We start from the raw sequence: 15,982 nt of genomic DNA, 5'->3' as shown, positions 1-15,982 counted from the left end.
CAACACACTAATTTGTTTTGGTCTTTAATTTATACGGATACAATATCTCATCTAACAATCCGTATGTCTAAAGGATATACTGACCACAATTAGTTTGCCATTCGCTCTTATTAAAACTTACTTATTATGAAAAAGCTATCCAGTTCTGGCATTGTTCGCCCATTTTTTTTGATGCTTATTATTATCTTAGTCTCACTTCCAATGGGTTTTTATGGCATGTATCTCTATCTAGCACCCTCTTTGCCAGATATGAGCTCTCTTAAAAAAGCGCCATTATTGAAGCCATTACAGGTGTATACAGCTGATAATAAGTTAATTGCAGAATATGGTGGGAAGCTATCCATTCCAGTTCAATATGAGCAAATCCCCCCTACATTTATCCATGCTTTTTTAGCAGCGGAAGACTCCTCTTTCTTCGAACATAATGGCATCAGTTTCAAAGGTTTAGGACGAGCACTCACTGAATCAATTACAGGTTCTGACGTGCAAACTGGTGGCTCAACAATCACTATGCAGGTTGCGAAGAACTATTATTTAAGCCCAGAAAGGACACTTAAGCGTAAGCTTACCGAAGTATTTTTAGCACGAAAAATAGAGCAAAATCTAACCAAACAAGAAATCTTAAGTTCATATGTAAATAAGATATTTTTAGGTAAAAATGCCTATGGAATTGCTGCGGCAGCCAGAATTTATTACAACAAAAATTTAGATCAACTTAGTACCGCTCAAATGGCGATGATTGCTGGTTTACCTAAGGCACCATCGAAATACAATCCAGTCGTAAATCCTGAACGTGCTTTAGAGCGTCGTAACTGGATTTTAGGTCGAATGTTACAGCTAGGTTACATCAATCAATCACAGTATCAAAAAGCAGTTGCTGAACCGATCAATCTCAATATGATTGATCGCTCTGTGAGCAATATTCATCCTTACGTCGGTGAAATGGTTCGTTCTGAACTCGTAGAACATTTTGGTGAACAAGCGATTGATTCTGGTTATAAAGTTTACACAACGATTGATAGCAACAAACAAAAATTCGCCGAACAATCCATTCAAGATGGTTTAGAGGCATATGATCGACGACATGGCTGGCGTGGTCCTGAAGATCACGACAAACCACTTAATCAATTTATGGCATATGCAAATACTTTTCCAGCGCAAGTAACTAAAGTAAATACCAATTCATTTGAAGCTTTGATGCAAGATGGCTCGACTGTCACCGTAAATTGGTCAGGCATGTCATGGGCACGTCCTTATCGCAATGCGAATAGCGTTGGTGGTGCGCCTTCTCGCGCATCCCAAATTGTGAAGGTAAAGGACATTATCCGCTTACGTCCTAATGAAGACAAATCAGCCTGGTCACTGGTCCAAGTTCCAAAAGTTCAAGGGCAATTAATCGCTTTAAACCCAAATGATGGCTCAATTGAAGCAGTTGTTGGCGGATATAATTTTTATCAATCGAAATTTAACCGTGCTGTGCAAGGCTGGAGACAACCTGGTTCGACCATTAAACCTTTTGTTTATGCACTCGCTTTAGAACGAGGTATGACACCCTATAGCATGGTAAATGATAGCCCGATCCGTATTGGGAAATGGTCACCAAAGAACTCTGATGGACGCTATCTTGGGATGATCCCTCTACGTCGTGCGCTTTACCTTTCTCGAAATACGGTCTCGGTTCGTTTATTGCAAAATGTAGGAATTGAACGAGCTAGACAGCTGTTTATGGACTTTGGTTTAGAAGAAGAACAGATTCCTCGCAACTACACAATTGCCTTAGGTACACCGCAGGTATTACCAATTCAAATGGCTACTGGTTATGCCACTTTTGCAAATGGTGGGTATCGAATTCAACCACATTTCATCAAACGTATTGAAGATGCAACAGGTAAAGTTATTTATGAGGCAAAACCTGAATATGCCTGCATCCCATGTATCAACAATCCAAATGCTTATGCAGAACAACAAGCTGCAGAAGAAGCTAAAACCAAAGAGATCACCAATGAATCTTTAGATGATGCACTCGCAGCTTCAGATGCACAAACAACGACTTCTGCAGTCGACACTAAAACCAATAGCGATTATCGTCAAGCTCAACGTATACTAAAATCAAGTTCAGCATATGATATGGCAAATATCTTACGCGATGTAATTCAACATGGTACGGGTCGTGCAGCGCTTAAAATTGGTCGTGATGATTTAGGCGGTAAAACAGGTACAACCAATGATGCAAAAGATGCTTGGTTCGCAGGTTTTAATGGAAAGTTAGTTGCGGTAGCTTGGGTTGGTTTTGATCAGCCACGCACATTAGGACGTAGAGAATACGGTGGCGTTGCAGCCCTACCAATTTGGACAACATTCATGGCAAATGCACTCAAAGACACACCATCGTCATGGGTACATTTAGATAAAAATGCTAAAGATCCAATTTCACGAGATAAACTACAGATCCAATCAACTGAAGATAAAAAAGAGTATCGCGCCGCTCCACCATTGGCTCGACCATTGTATCGCCCAGAACCAGCACCACAAACACGCTCTGTTGAGAATGATTTTTCTGATTTACCAGGAACAAATGCTTCAGGTGAAGAACAAATTATTGTTCCAGCAAATAGACAACCACCTCCAATGAATAATGATTCACAAAACCCCGCGCCTAAAAAGGAAAGGGATGGAATTGAAAACCTAATTAATCAAATACAATAATTCATTCGAAGCCATCAATTTGATGGCTTCTTTCTTTTCTGAAATAAATAAATCTGAAAAGCAGCCGTAACCTCAAATTCATTTTGCTGTTCTAATTGTGCTCTACGCTCAGGATTTGCCTTATAAGCATAAGGAGTCATCGCAATAAGATTCTTCAAATCTTGTTGTTCCAATCGCAGTGACGCTTCTATAACCTGTGCTTGCTTTAAATCAAATTCATCATTTAACTGATCGACGAATTTTTGTGGTTCATGCAAATTCACTTGTTCAAATAATGCTTCTCGCAATGCAAACAAGTGCTTCGGTGCAGGCGTTACTACAATCAAATATCCTTCTGGTTTTAATACCCGCCCAATTTCACTTTGCGGGATGGGACTAAAAAGACTGCTACAAACATCAATTACAGAGTCCCTCACTGGCAATGTAGCACCTGTGCCAACAACCCATGTGACTTTATTATTCAGTTTTGCAGCTCGTTGTACTGCTGTTTTTGCAATATCAACACCGATACAGACTTTTGCACAACCTTGCATTGCACTTGTGTAATAGCCTTCACCACACCCAATATCCAAAATAGAACTGGGCTGCAATGTTTGTAGCAACTCAACAACAGCGTTTTGAAGAGGTGCATAAAAACCTTTTTGCAAGAATTCACGTCTAGCCAAAACTGATTCTGCTGTATCCCCTGGGCTTTTACTATGTTTATGCTGTACCACATGCAAATTGACATAGCCTTGCTTAGCAACATCATAATGATGTCCATTTTCACATCGCCATGAGTTTTCAACCAAATCCAATGAGTGTCGACAGACAGGACACATCAGCAAACTCATTTATTTTCTCCAAAAAAAAAGCCGGTATCCACCAGCTTTTTTGTGAATTTTCGCTTAACGTAATTTTAACGTCATTAAACCTAGCACAACGAGGAAAATCGTAATAATCCAGAAACGGATAACAACTTGCGTTTCTTTCCAACCTTGCTTTTCATAATGATGGTGTAAAGGTGCCATCAAGAACACACGCTTATTCCGCATGCGTAAGGATCCGATTTGCAAGAAAACTGAAACAGCTTCCATTACGAAAACACCACCCATAATAGCAAAAACAATTTCTTGTCTAACCATCACAGCGATTGTACCCAACATTGCACCTAGTGCTAATGCTCCTACATCACCCATAAAGACTTGTGCAGGGTGTGCATTATACCAAAGGAAAGCTAAGCCAGCACCGATCATTGCTGAACAGATCACCACGAGCTCTGAAGTATATTTTACATACGGAATATGCAAATAATTGGCAAAACGAATGTCACCAGACAAATAAGCAAACACGCCTAAACCTGCAGCAACCATAACAACTGGCATAATCGCTAATCCATCTAATCCATCAGTTAGATTAACTGCATTCGACGCTCCATTGATGACCAAATAAGTAAATACAATGAATGCTAATCCAAAAGGAACAACTGAAAGCGGAATTGAAAGATTCTTAAAAAACGGAATAAGCAAATCCAGCATATTTGCTGTATGCACAACACTATCTTGTTGCTTTGCAATAACATACAACGCAACACCTGCTCCTAAAGATGCAACCGAAGTCCAAAAGAACTTCTTACGAGCAGGCAAACCAGCGTTATCTTTATAACGGATTTTAATCCAGTCATCAGCCCAACCAACAGCACCAAAGACAACCATGACACCTAGGACAATCCAAACATAAGGATTTGAAAGATCAGCCCACAATAGCGTACTGATCCCAATTGAAAGCAGAATCAGGATTCCCCCCATCGTTGGCGTACCCATTTTTTTAGCATGGTTTTCTGGAGCAAACGAGCTAACAGCCTGACCATATTTCAAAGCTTGTAGCTTGCGTATCATGATTGGTCCTAAAACCAAACCAATCATAAGCGCAGTTAACACGCTCAATAACGAGCGTAATGTTAAATAACGAACAACCTGAAATGAGCTGTTATAGCCCGCCAGTTGCTCAAATAACCATAACAACATTTAGATTTTCTCCATCAAATCAGCCATCAACGTTTCCATGTGGGTAAAACGAGACCCTTTAAAGAGGAAACTCATTGACTGGGGTTGATGTGTTTGAATTAACTGAATTAAAAATGGTAAAGCTTCTGCTTGTGTCGCAAAGGCGTGTAATTTTTCTGAGTGGGATGAACCTTGTAACGCGGCATTTGCATATTCACCCACTACAACAATTTGATCCAAGGCTAAAGCAGCTAAATCGAGACCTAAATCATGATGCTCTTGCCAACTACTATCACCTAACTCACCGATATCACCCATGACCATGACCTTGAGGCCTTGTTGTTGCAAAAGCACTTGGGCAGCAGCACGCATTGAAGTAGGATTCGCATTATAAGTGTCATCGATGAACAAATGGTTTTGATGTTGAATAAAATTCAAGCGCCCTTTCGCACCCTGAGCCTGTTCCAAGCCCTCTACGATATCATCTAGTTCGATACCAATTGCCAAAGCAAAGGCTGTAGCTGCCGTTGCATTTTGAACATTATGCTCACCAGCAAAAGGTAAATTAACTACACGCTGACCTTGTGGGGTATGTAAATTAAATCGAACAGATTGAGGCTTTAATTCGATCTCAGTCGCGTAAACATCACCACCTTGACCAAAGCTTAAATTTGAGTGTGCTTGAGCACTATTTCTAATGTCGGCAGTAAAATCATCAGCAGCAGGAACGATCGCCACTCCTTGAGGTAAAATGTGCGCATAGATCTCAGATTTAGCACGACAGATTCCTTCACGCCCTCCAAATTCACCTAAATGTGCAGTACCAATGTTTAGGATTCCTGCGACATGAGGTTGAACCAAATTAGACGTATAATCAATCTCACCTTGGTGACTGGCACCTAATTCCATTACCGCGTATTGATGTTCTTTACGCAATTCAAGCAACATCATTGGGACACCCAAATCGTTATTTAAATTGCCACGTGTAATCAACGTCGGTGCTAAACGAGAGAGAATACTCCCGAGCATTTCCTTAGTTGTTGTCTTACCACTACTTCCAGTCAATGCAATCACTTTCAGATGTGCATTTTGTTTACGACGATAGGCTCCTAGATCACCTAAGGCTAAACGTGTATCTTTAACAACCAATTGCGCAATATCAACATCTATGGGACGTTCTACAATCGCAATTTGACAGCCTTGAGTCGCAACCTGAGCCACAAAATCATGAGCATCAAAACGCTCACCTTTCAGCGCAAGAAATACATCACCAACTTCTGCATGACGTGAATCCGTCAAAATCCGCTTTATTGCACCTTGAGAAATATTGCCATGAAGCCATTCACCTTGAGTTGCTTCTTGTAATTGTTCTGGAGTCCAAGGCTCTAATGGAACTGTACTGGTCGTGGAGGTATGCATAATATTCCCTATTGCGCAGGATAAGCTGAATCTAAAACATGTGATTGTGCAGCGATTGCTGACTGTACTTCAACCACATCATCAAACCAATGTCTTACACCATCGATTTCTTGATAATTTTCATGTCCTTTCCCCGCAATCACAACAATATCGCCTGCCTGTGCTTGCTTGACCACAAATTTAATTGCCTCACGGCGATCATGAATTTCATCTATTTGATGACCATCAAAATCAACACCATGCTTCATATCAGCAAAAATTTGTTCTGGATTTTCAGTTCGAGGATTATCTGAAGTCAGTACTACTGGATTGGCATGATCAAGGGCTGCCTGTGTCATCAGTGGACGCTTCCCTCGATCTCGGTCTCCACCACAACCAAAAACAGCCCAAAGTTGACCTGTGACGTGCCGTTTCAAAGTGGTCAACACTTGAATCAAAGCATCAGGTGTATGCGCATAATCCACCACAAATAAACGTTCATGGTCTTGGATCACCTGCATACGACCAGGTGCGCCTTTTAGTTCGGGTACAAATTTCACTAAGTCAGCAAGATCAAAACCTGCATACTCCGCAGCAATTAAGCTAGCTAAAAGATTTTCAACATTGAACTGACCCAGCAGTGGACTATTTATCGCATAACTTCCTACAGGGCTGATCAGCGTGAAACTTGCCCCACTCAGACGATACTGTAAATCAGCAATATGATAATCAGCAGAAGTTTGAGTTAAAGAATAAGTTAGAATTTTAGGTTGTGAAGGGTTATTTTTTGCTGCTTTTAACATAATAGAAGCATATTGATCATCTAGATTAATCACGACCGCTTTTAAAGTAGCAAATTTAAATAACAATGCTTTAGCTTCGGCATAAGCCTCTAAAGTGCCATGGTAATCCAAATGATCTCGACTCAAATTACTGTATACCGCAATTTCGATATCACAACCATTTAAACGACCTTGCTCTAGACCATGAGAACTCGCTTCAAGCGCAACAAATTTGGCACCTTGCTGCGCATAATCATGTAATGCAGTTTGCAACTGTAAGGCATCCAAGGTCGTATGTGTTGATGGTGTGAGATTAGGTAAAATCCCATTACCCGTCGTCCCCATGACGGCACAACCCAAACCTTGAGAACTAATTAACTCAGCCACCAAACGTGAAATTGTTGTTTTGCCATTTGTTCCCGTTACAGCAACTCCCCGTAATGCTTGTACAGGCTCACACTCTTGTAGATATTGCTTTTGCCATTCACCCATCAAGTAACGTACTTGAGGACACACCCACTCATTCTTTAAGCCTAAAGCACTTTCGCTAATCACAGCCAACGCACCTGAATCTAGAGCTTTTTGGGCAAACTCAATGGTCTTTTCAGGTTGGCTATAGCTATTTAGTGCGATAAAGATCTGCCCAGAGGCTACCTTGCGGCTATCCAAACAAAAGCCATTGAATGGCTGTGAAACCCAAACCGTATCGATATTAACTGGGTGTATCTGCTGAAAAGTAATCGACATAATCTACCTACGGATTGGATTTTGAGGAGTATCAAGAGGTTTATCTAAAGGAACGTTTAATAAGCGCAATGACTCTTGCATGATTCGAGCAAAAACAGGAGCAGCAACAAGACCACCATAATAGCGTCCCTGTGGATTCTCAACGACAATAATCATAGCAAGCCGAGGATCACTGACTGGTGCAACACCTGCAAACAAGGCACGATATTCATTATTGGAATAGCCTTTACGGTCTGCACGTAATTTATGTGCTGTACCTGTTTTACCGCCAACACGATATCCTGGAATGTTGGCTTGTAATGCAGTACCACCTGGCATCGTCACCTGCTCTAACATCAACAAAACTTGATCTGCAATTTTAGGATCAAGCACCTGTTTTCCTTCAGGTGCTTTGTCTAATTTACGCAGACTGAGTGGCATTTCAACCCCATGATTTGCCAACATTGCATAGCCTTGAGCTAACTGCAAAATAGTCGCATTCAACCCGTAACCATAGGCCATAGTTCCTAATTGAGAAGGATTTAATTTATCTCCAGAATAAAGTAAACCTGCACTCTCACCAGGGAATTTAACGTCGGAACGATGACCAAATCCAACACGACGGAAAAATGAAGGCAGAGCGTCTTTAGGCAGAGATAGCGCTAATTTTGCGGAACCAACGTTAGAAGATTTAACAATAATACCTGTCAGTGTTAAAGCACCATAATTATGGGTATCACGAATGGTATGCCAACCTAAACGCATGGTTCCCGGCGCAGTATTTACAATCGTATTTGGTGTGTATTTACCACTTTCTAATGCTGCGGCAACAGTAAAAGGTTTCATCGTTGAACCTGGTTCGAACATATCGATCGCACCCCGGTTACGCATCGCATCTTTATTGGCTAAACCATTTTTATCATTCGGGTTATAAGACGGCCAACTGGTCATTGCCAAGATTTCACCCGTTTTTACATCTACAGCGATTGCCGTCGCAGAACGTGCATTATTGGCAACACCTGCTGCAGTCAATTCACGGTACATGATGTACTGTAGGCGAGAGTCGATGCTTAGTGTGATATTTTCACCTGACTCAACTTCTTTGATAACTTCTGAAACTTTTAAGCGATTACCTTTTTTATCACGGATGATTTTCTGCTCACCGTCCATTCCAGATAATTGCTTATTCAATTGCATCTCTAAACCTTCAATCCCTTTACCTTCACTATTGGTTAAACCAATAATTTGCGCATTGGGTTGAGGTTGTGGATAGTAACGCTTATAACTTTTCTCAGCATAAACACCCTGAAAGTTACGTTTAACAATTAAATCAGCTTGTTGAGGCGGAATTTCTTTTTGTAAAACTAAATAGCGTGAACGAGGTCGATCATTCATCTGCTTTCTTAAATCTTTACGATCAATACCAACAGCGTCTGCTAATTCATCTAAATTTAAGTTTTTATCAGGCAGCTGGCGCTTGAGTTTACGATTAGTTGGGTCCTTTTGGAGTTCAGCTGTAATTTCATCATAAAGATGCTTCGCCTCCCAATAATCACGTGGATCAATCACAATTTTCATGATGGGTGTGCTAATCGCCAAAGGCACACCATGACGATCACTAATTACACCTCGCATTGCTTCTAGACGTTCAGTCCGCAAAATATTGGCATTGGCTTTATTTTGTAAAAAGTCTTTATTAACGACCTGCACATAAAATGCACGCGCAACCAAGACAACAAAGCACAGTAGCACCGTTCCCCAAAGCAGGTAAAAGCGCCACATATCCAAAGATAAAGTTGGCTTTTCTGAGATAGACTGCTGTTTTTTACGTATTGGTTTACTTCGCTTATCTGCCATACAGCATGCCTTATTTATCTTGCTTTGTAGTCATAGGTAAAGAAATCACAACGGTTTGCGCAGCTGGAGGTGAAAACATACGCAATTGCGTTACTGCACGTGAACCAATCTGTGCAGTTGCACCAAAGGTTTGTTGCTCGATCAGCAAACGCCCCCATTCAGCATTTAAATCGTCTCTTTCACGCATATAAGCACTCAGGTCACGATAATCATGTCGATATTCAAACACCTGAAATACCACCATCATGGCGCTGATAAATACTGATGCAACTAACACCGCATAAACAACAACTTTTTTTAGACCTTTTTTGGTGTTCGATACAACTTCGTCATCATTTTTGTTGTTCATTGTTAGCCTTTCTTTTCTAAGCGCTCTGCCACGCGCAACCAAGCACTACGCGAACGAGGATTTGCTTTTACTTCTGCTTCACTCGCACGAATACGAGAAACCTTCTTCAAACGACGGGTATCAATCTGAGCTTGAGGCATGCCCCAGCCCGTATCCTCCGCTAAAGTAGATTCTTTTTGGATAAACTGCTTAATTAAGCGGTCTTCTAAAGAATGGAAGCTAATCACAGCCAACTGTCCTTTAGGTTTGAGTAATTCTACAGCTTGCGGCAAAAATATCTCAATATCTTCTAGTTCTTTGTTAATTGCGATACGGATTGCCTGAAAAGTCCGTGTTGCAGGATGCTTATGCTTCTCCCATTTAGGATGCGCAGTTTTCACCAATTCGGCTAATTGTGCAGTAGTTGTAAGCTCATCTGCTTGTTTAATCGCTTTAGCAATACGGCGGCTATAACGCTCTTCACCATATTGATAAATAATATTCGCTAATTTTTCTTCTTCAATTTCTAGTAACCACTCGGCTGCTGTAGGACCTTTTGAATTATCCATACGCATATCCAATGGTCCATTTTGCATAAAACTGAAGCCACGCTCTGCTTGATCTAACTGAGGAGAAGAGACTCCAAGATCTGCCATAACGCCATCGACTTCAGTAATCCCAATATTTGCTAATTCAGATTGAAGATCAGCAAAACTGGCATGAATAATTTTAAAACGTGGATCTTCTTGTTCTAATTGCGCAGCAACTTCTAGCGCTTGAGGATCTTTATCAAATGCATAAACTCGTGCATTTTGATCTAATTTAGAAAGCAAAAGTTTAGTATGACCACCTCGACCGAACGTGGCATCAACATAAATGCCAGTATCGCGACCTGCCAATACGCCATCAACGGTTTCATGAAGTAAGACAGAAATATGCGACATAAGAAATGAATCAACAGCTAAAAATGTAACTGCACATTATCACCTTGTTTTATGCCAGTACCAAACGACTTTTTGTAGAGAATTCTTAACTTTCCATAGATAAAACCGTTTTCTTGTCATTTTTCATCCAATAAAAAAGCAAATACACGACATATTTGCTTTTCACGACTAACTAGAGAGCTGATATAACTTTATTGAGCTAAGGTTTCTCAGCATAAATCTGATCAAAAATCGCCCCATTCACAAAATGAGTTTTTTGTGCCTTTGCCCACCCTCCAAAGACATCCTGAATATTAAATAATTTGATCTTTGGAAACTGTTTTGCATATTTCGTAGCAACCTGTGGATTTCTCGGGCGGAAATAATGTTTTGCAGCTAACTCTTGTCCTAGGGGTGAATAAAGGAAATTGAGATATCCACGCGCTAAATTACGATTACCATCCTTTTCCACCGTTTTATCAACGATCGCAACTGAAGGTTCCGCCAAGATCGAAATAGATGGATAAACAATTTCGAATTTGTCTTTGCCTAACCCTTGTGTCGCTAAAAGTGCTTCATTTTCCCATGATAACAATACATCTCCAATTCCACGCTCTGCGAAGGTTGTTAATGAGCCTCGAGCACCAGAGTCTAAAACTTTGACATTTTGATAAAGTTTTTTTACCAACTCGCGAGCTTTGGCATCATTTCCATTCGGCTGTTTTAAAGCATATCCCCAAGCAGATAAATAAATCCAACGTGGAGCACCACCAGTTTTAGGATTTGGAGTGATGATTTCAACTCCTTCTCGGGTCAAATCATTCCAATCACGAATATTTTTGGGATTACCTTTTCGGACTAAAAAAACGACAGTTGAGGTATAAGGTGCAGAATTATTTTTAAACTGTTTCTGCCAATCTTTTCGAATTAATCCTGCATTCGCAATCTCATCGATATCATTAGCTAATGCCAAAGTTACAACATCGGCCTGTAAGCCATCAATCACAGAGCGTGCTTGCTTGCCCGATCCGCCATGTGATTGCTTAAATTCGACTTCCTGCCCTGTTTTACTTTTCCAGTATTTACCAAAAGCTTGATTATATTCTTGATAAAATTCACGTGTTGGATCATAAGACACATTCAAGAAAGAAGTTGCTGCGTGGGCACTCCCCCATAATCCAAATATCAATGCAACTGATGTGAATGCACGCTTCATATTTATAACAACCTTATTTTTACTATTTATAGCACTATATTTTAATAAATATATTTTACAATCAATCGGTTATAATGTTTTCTTCTTTATTATTCAGTTTTTAATCTAAATTATTTTGATCTATACATTTAGATGATGAATCGTATTAGCTTATTTAAAATTGAACGTTCTTCACGTTTTCTACATATTTGCTTGCTAAATTTGACTTGCACACAAACTAGCCACAAGGCTATAAATATTGAGTAGAAATTTACTGGAAGTTTATCTTTTTTGTAAAAAGTGTGACGTAGTTCTACTTTTTTATTAAGATTTATGTTTGAATCGTATCATTAAAGCAATAGTATAGTTGTTTAGTTAGTCTTGTAGACTCGGAAGTAATAAGGGGATGTTAGCAATGCGAGCATTAAAATTGAAAAAAACGATGTGCTTAAGCCTATTTTTAGCTTGTTCAGTACAAATGGGACACGCTGCTGCTATCAAAGAAAGCAACAACATAAAAACTGTAGACAAATCTTCTTCTTTAATTGTCAAAGCACTGGATCAGCAAAAACGTAATACATCAATGATCCCGTCGAGCAATGATGAACTTAAAATGTTGAATACGATTCGTACAACACCAACGCAAAACTTCTTTGCTACACAGCACGAACGTTTTTCACGATTTGTTCAAACCATTTTCCAACCGCATAATTCTTAATTCTTTAAATATGTAACCCCTAACATGTTTAAATGCGCCTAGTCATTCCGTGACTAGGCTTTTTCGTTATAATAGTTTCAATTCTAATTTTAAATTCGATCACTTATGAAAGTCCGTACTCGTATTGCTCCCTCTCCTACTGGTTTCCCTCATGTAGGAACTGCATATATCGCTCTCTTTAACCTATGCTTTGCGAAACAGCATGGCGGCGAGTTTATTTTACGCATCGAAGATACGGATCAACTTCGTTCAACTCCAGAATCTGAAAAAATGATTTTAGATTCTTTACGTTGGCTTGGACTTAACTGGTCAGAAGGTCCTGATGTTGGTGGACCACATGCACCGTATCGCCAATCAGAACGTATGGGTATCTACAAACAATACGCACTTGAATTAGTGGAAAAAGGCCATGCTTTTTACTGTTTTGCGACAGCAGAAGAACTCGACCAAATGCGTGCTGAACAACAAGCACGTGGTGAAACACCTAAATATGATGGACGTGGCTTAAAATTAACTCAAGAAGAAGTACAACGTCGTCTTGCAGCTGGTGAACCTCATGTCATTCGCATGAAAGTTCCAGAAGAGGGTGTCTGTAAAATCAATGATCTATTACGTGGTGAAGTTGAAATTCCTTGGGCACAAGTAGACATGCAAGTGCTATTGAAAACTGATGGCTTACCAACCTACCACCTTGCAAATGTTGTTGATGACCATTTAATGGAAATCACTCACGTTTTACGTGGTGAAGAATGGCTACCATCTGCACCTAAGCACCAATTGCTTTACAAATACTTTGGTTGGGACATGCCAACGCTTTGTCACATGCCTTTACTTCGCAATCCAGATAAGTCAAAGCTCTCTAAACGTAAAAATCCAACATCTATCAACTACTATCGTGACATTGGTGTATTGCCAGAGGCGTTGCTCAACTATTTAGGGCGCATGGGTTGGTCTATGCCTGACGAACGCGAAGTCTTTACTCTACAAGATATGATTGAAAACTTTGATGTGCAGCGTGTTTCACTTGGTGGACCAATTTTTGATGTAGAAAAACTCAATTGGCTTAATGGTCAATGGATCAAATCATTAACACCAGGACAACTCCTCGATCGTTTGATGATGTGGAAGTCTGATCGCCAAACACTTGAAGATATTGCAGCGGCGATTCAGCCACGTATTAATCTTTTGTCTGAAGCTGTTAATTGGGCAGGTTTCTATTTCAACCATATGCCTCAAATCAACAAAGAGCAGTTTGAAAGCAAGAAATTGACAGAAGAACAAGTTCGTCAAAGCCTGCAATTTGCGATTTGGCGCTTAGAAAGCCAGTTCACATGGAACAATGAAACTGTCAGTCAAATTTTGATGGATTTGGCAAATCAAATGGAAATCAAACTACGTGATTTCATGCCTGCTTTCTTTATCGCAATAGCAGGTTCAACAAGTTCTACTCCTGTGATGCAAGCGATGGTGACTTTGGGTCCAGATTTAACTTTTGCTCGACTACGCCATGCTCTAGAGATCGTAGGTGCGCCTAGCAAGAAAGAACTGAAAGTGTGGGAAAAGTTAAATGAATCACTAAAATTGCCGAAAAATGATGCAAATAGTGAGACTTAAGTCCGTTAATCATTGACGTGTGAGCGTAATCCACCTAATATTGCGCTCACACAAACTGGGGTCATAGCTCAGTTGGTAGAGCGCTACAATGGCATTGTAGAGGTCAGCAGTTCGATCCTGCTTGGCTCCACCAAACATTTTGTGTTGCCTCATCTGTCCCTATCGTCTAGAGGCCTAGGACATCGCCCTTTCACGGCGGTAACCGGGGTTCGAATCCCCGTAGGGACGCCAAATTCTTTTATCTAATAATTATATTTTTCTCTCAATCTTTCTCTTAATCAGATTGCACATTTCATAATTTTCCATAAAATAGCCGCTTCTCTATGCGTGGACAAATTGTCGTATGCAATCTTCCAACTCAAATTCGAATTCAGAATCAAAAACATTAAAACGTTCGATGAGCACGCGCCATTTAGTCATGCTATCTCTTGGCGGTGCAATTGGTACGGGCTTGTTTTTGGGTTCTGGTGAAGTAATCGCTCAAACTGGACCAATAGGTGCAATTATCGCCTACGTTTTGGGTGGATTGATCGCCTATATGGTGATGTTGTGCTTAGGTGAACTTGCAGTACACATGCCTGTCGCAGGATCATTTGGCGCATACGCTCAAAAATATATCGGTCCAGGCACAGGCTATATGATCTCATGGGTCTACTGGCTGACATGGACAGCAACATTAGGCACAGAATTTACTGCCGCAGCACTACTCATGCAAGAATGGTTTCCTCATATTTCTATGTGGATATGGACGATTATCTTTGCCGTAACTATTTTTGGACTCAACATTAGTTCAACACGCATTTTTGCTGAATCAGAATTTTGGCTAGCTTTAGTAAAAGTTGTTACAGTAATTGCCTTTATTCTTCTTGGTCTGCTGGCAATCTTTGGTTTAATCCCATTTAAAGGTTCTGAATCAGCACCTTTATTTCACAACTTAACTGCTCATGGTTGGTTCCCAGAAGGTCTTTTACCAATTTTCACCACGATGTTAATTGTGAATTTTGCCTTTTCAGGTACAGAACTGATCGGTGTCGCTGCTGGTGAAACAAAAGATCCTGCGGTGAATGTACCTAAAGCTATTAATGCGGCAATTTGGCGTCTGCTAATTTTCTTTGTTGGTACAATTATTGTGATCAGCGCATTATTACCATTCCAAATTGCAGGATTGGGTGGTGAAGGCGTCAGTAGCAGTCCTTTTGTTACCGTATTCAACTATATTGGCATTCCTTACGCAGATGACATTATTCGATTTGTCATTATCACTGCCCTTCTTTCTGCAGCAAACTCAGGTTTGTATGCAGCCTCTCGTATGATGTGGTCTTTGTCTGATCAACGTCAATTACCGAGAGTTTTTTCTAAACTGTCTAAAAGTGGCACGCCAATTATTGCACTTATCGTGACGATGTTTGGTGCTCTACCAGGATTATTATCTGAACATTTTGCACCTGAAACGATCTTTAAAAATCTACTTGGAATCGCTGCATTTACGATGGTGATCGTGTGGATGAGTATCTGCTGGAGTCAATTTAATTTTAGACGCCAATGGTATAAAGCTGGATACACAGCAAAAGATTTAAAATTTGCTGCCCCTCTCTATCCTATCGTTCCTATTTTAGGTTTTGTGTTCTGTTTCATTACTGGTTTAAGTATGGCAGCAGATCCTGAAATGCAGGCGGGCTTTATTGGCTGTCTATTATTCATTGCGGCATGTTACTTAAGTCACTATGTCTTTTATCGTGATCAAAAATAA

General features: G+C 40.3%; 12 protein-coding genes and 2 tRNA genes. 6 read left to right on the top strand and 8 right to left on the bottom strand.

What is annotated here, in order from left to right:
• The first annotated feature begins 126 nt into the window (after positions 1–126).
• A complete protein-coding gene (gene ponA, locus H2677_RS01300; RefSeq protein WP_212638994.1) occupies positions 127–2,706 on the top strand; it encodes a penicillin-binding protein PBP1a in 2,580 nt (859 codons plus the stop codon).
• Between the two features lie 14 nt (positions 2,707–2,720).
• Here the strand turns inward: ponA and H2677_RS01295 are convergent, their stop codons facing one another.
• The 8 genes from H2677_RS01295 to H2677_RS01260 all read right to left on the bottom strand — a co-directional run bounded on the left by H2677_RS01295 (position 2,721) and on the right by H2677_RS01260 (position 11,921).
• Complete coding sequence (locus tag H2677_RS01295) at positions 2,721–3,539, bottom strand: putative RNA methyltransferase (protein ID WP_004964610.1); 819 nt, start codon at positions 3,537–3,539, stop codon at positions 2,721–2,723.
• Between the two features lie 54 nt (positions 3,540–3,593).
• Positions 3,594–4,712, bottom strand: a complete 1,119-nt coding sequence (gene mraY / locus H2677_RS01290; protein ID WP_004909640.1) for a phospho-N-acetylmuramoyl-pentapeptide-transferase — start codon at positions 4,710–4,712, stop codon at positions 3,594–3,596.
• Complete coding sequence (locus tag H2677_RS01285; protein WP_212638993.1) at positions 4,713–6,110, bottom strand: UDP-N-acetylmuramoyl-tripeptide--D-alanyl-D-alanine ligase; 1,398 nt, start codon at positions 6,108–6,110, stop codon at positions 4,713–4,715.
• Between the two features lie 8 nt (positions 6,111–6,118).
• Entirely contained in the window at positions 6,119–7,618 is a 1,500-nt protein-coding gene (locus H2677_RS01280; RefSeq protein WP_212638992.1) for a UDP-N-acetylmuramoyl-L-alanyl-D-glutamate--2,6-diaminopimelate ligase, read from the bottom strand.
• Positions 7,619–7,621: 3 nt separating this feature from the next.
• Positions 7,622–9,454: a penicillin-binding protein PBP3 gene (gene ftsI, locus H2677_RS01275; protein WP_212638991.1), complete on the bottom strand. Its 1,833-nt coding sequence runs from the start codon at positions 9,452–9,454 to the stop codon at positions 7,622–7,624.
• Positions 9,455–9,464: 10 nt separating this feature from the next.
• Positions 9,465–9,803: a cell division protein FtsL gene (gene ftsL, locus H2677_RS01270; RefSeq protein ID WP_004951532.1), complete on the bottom strand. Its 339-nt coding sequence runs from the start codon at positions 9,801–9,803 to the stop codon at positions 9,465–9,467.
• A 2-nt stretch (positions 9,804–9,805) separates the two neighbouring features.
• Positions 9,806–10,726 (bottom strand): 16S rRNA (cytosine(1402)-N(4))-methyltransferase RsmH, encoded by a 921-nt coding sequence (gene rsmH, locus H2677_RS01265; protein WP_212638990.1) that lies wholly within the window; start codon positions 10,724–10,726, stop codon positions 9,806–9,808.
• Between the two features lie 199 nt (positions 10,727–10,925).
• Positions 10,926–11,921, bottom strand: a complete 996-nt coding sequence (locus H2677_RS01260) for a sulfate ABC transporter substrate-binding protein (protein WP_212638989.1) — start codon at positions 11,919–11,921, stop codon at positions 10,926–10,928.
• A 457-nt stretch (positions 11,922–12,378) separates the two neighbouring features.
• Between H2677_RS01260 and H2677_RS01255 the strand changes: the two genes are divergently transcribed.
• The 5 genes from H2677_RS01255 (at position 12,379) to H2677_RS01235 (ending at position 15,982) form a co-directional block, all read left to right on the top strand.
• A complete protein-coding gene (locus H2677_RS01255) occupies positions 12,379–12,618 on the top strand; it encodes a DUF4179 domain-containing protein (protein WP_371863821.1) in 240 nt (79 codons plus the stop codon).
• A gap of 105 nt (positions 12,619–12,723) precedes the next feature.
• Positions 12,724–14,232 (top strand): glutamate--tRNA ligase, encoded by a 1,509-nt coding sequence (gltX, locus tag H2677_RS01250; RefSeq protein WP_212638988.1) that lies wholly within the window; start codon positions 12,724–12,726, stop codon positions 14,230–14,232.
• A 57-nt stretch (positions 14,233–14,289) separates the two neighbouring features.
• A tRNA-Ala gene (locus H2677_RS01245) sits at positions 14,290–14,365 on the top strand.
• A 22-nt stretch (positions 14,366–14,387) separates the two neighbouring features.
• A tRNA-Glu gene (locus H2677_RS01240) sits at positions 14,388–14,463 on the top strand.
• Between the two features lie 112 nt (positions 14,464–14,575).
• Entirely contained in the window at positions 14,576–15,982 is a 1,407-nt protein-coding gene (locus H2677_RS01235; protein ID WP_005403337.1) for an amino acid permease, read from the top strand.

This window comes from Acinetobacter junii, assembly GCF_018336855.1.
GTDB lineage: Bacteria > Pseudomonadota > Gammaproteobacteria > Pseudomonadales > Moraxellaceae > Acinetobacter > Acinetobacter junii.
This window is presented reverse-complemented; position numbering and strand designations above follow the sequence as displayed.

What these genes read in the sequence shown, in the direction of transcription:
- mraY (WP_004909640.1), bottom strand. Translation starts at nt 4,712, where the DNA reads ATGTTGTTATGGTTATTTGAGCAACTGGCGGGCTATAACAGCTCATTT.
- rsmH (WP_212638990.1), bottom strand. Translation starts at nt 10,726, where the DNA reads ATGTCGCATATTTCTGTCTTACTTCATGAAACCGTTGATGGCGTATTG.
- ftsL (WP_004951532.1), bottom strand. Translation starts at nt 9,803, where the DNA reads ATGAACAACAAAAATGATGACGAAGTTGTATCGAACACCAAAAAAGGT.
- ftsI (WP_212638991.1), bottom strand. Translation starts at nt 9,454, where the DNA reads ATGGCAGATAAGCGAAGTAAACCAATACGTAAAAAACAGCAGTCTATC.
- H2677_RS01295 (WP_004964610.1), bottom strand. Translation starts at nt 3,539, where the DNA reads ATGAGTTTGCTGATGTGTCCTGTCTGTCGACACTCATTGGATTTGGTT.
- H2677_RS01280 (WP_212638992.1), bottom strand. Translation starts at nt 7,618, where the DNA reads ATGTCGATTACTTTTCAGCAGATACACCCAGTTAATATCGATACGGTT.
- H2677_RS01235 (WP_005403337.1), top strand. Translation starts at nt 14,576, where the DNA reads ATGCAATCTTCCAACTCAAATTCGAATTCAGAATCAAAAACATTAAAA.
- gltX (WP_212638988.1), top strand. Translation starts at nt 12,724, where the DNA reads ATGAAAGTCCGTACTCGTATTGCTCCCTCTCCTACTGGTTTCCCTCAT.
- H2677_RS01285 (WP_212638993.1), bottom strand. Translation starts at nt 6,110, where the DNA reads ATGCATACCTCCACGACCAGTACAGTTCCATTAGAGCCTTGGACTCCA.
- H2677_RS01255 (WP_371863821.1), top strand. Translation starts at nt 12,379, where the DNA reads ATGGGACACGCTGCTGCTATCAAAGAAAGCAACAACATAAAAACTGTA.
- H2677_RS01260 (WP_212638989.1), bottom strand. Translation starts at nt 11,921, where the DNA reads ATGAAGCGTGCATTCACATCAGTTGCATTGATATTTGGATTATGGGGG.
- ponA (WP_212638994.1), top strand. Translation starts at nt 127, where the DNA reads ATGAAAAAGCTATCCAGTTCTGGCATTGTTCGCCCATTTTTTTTGATG.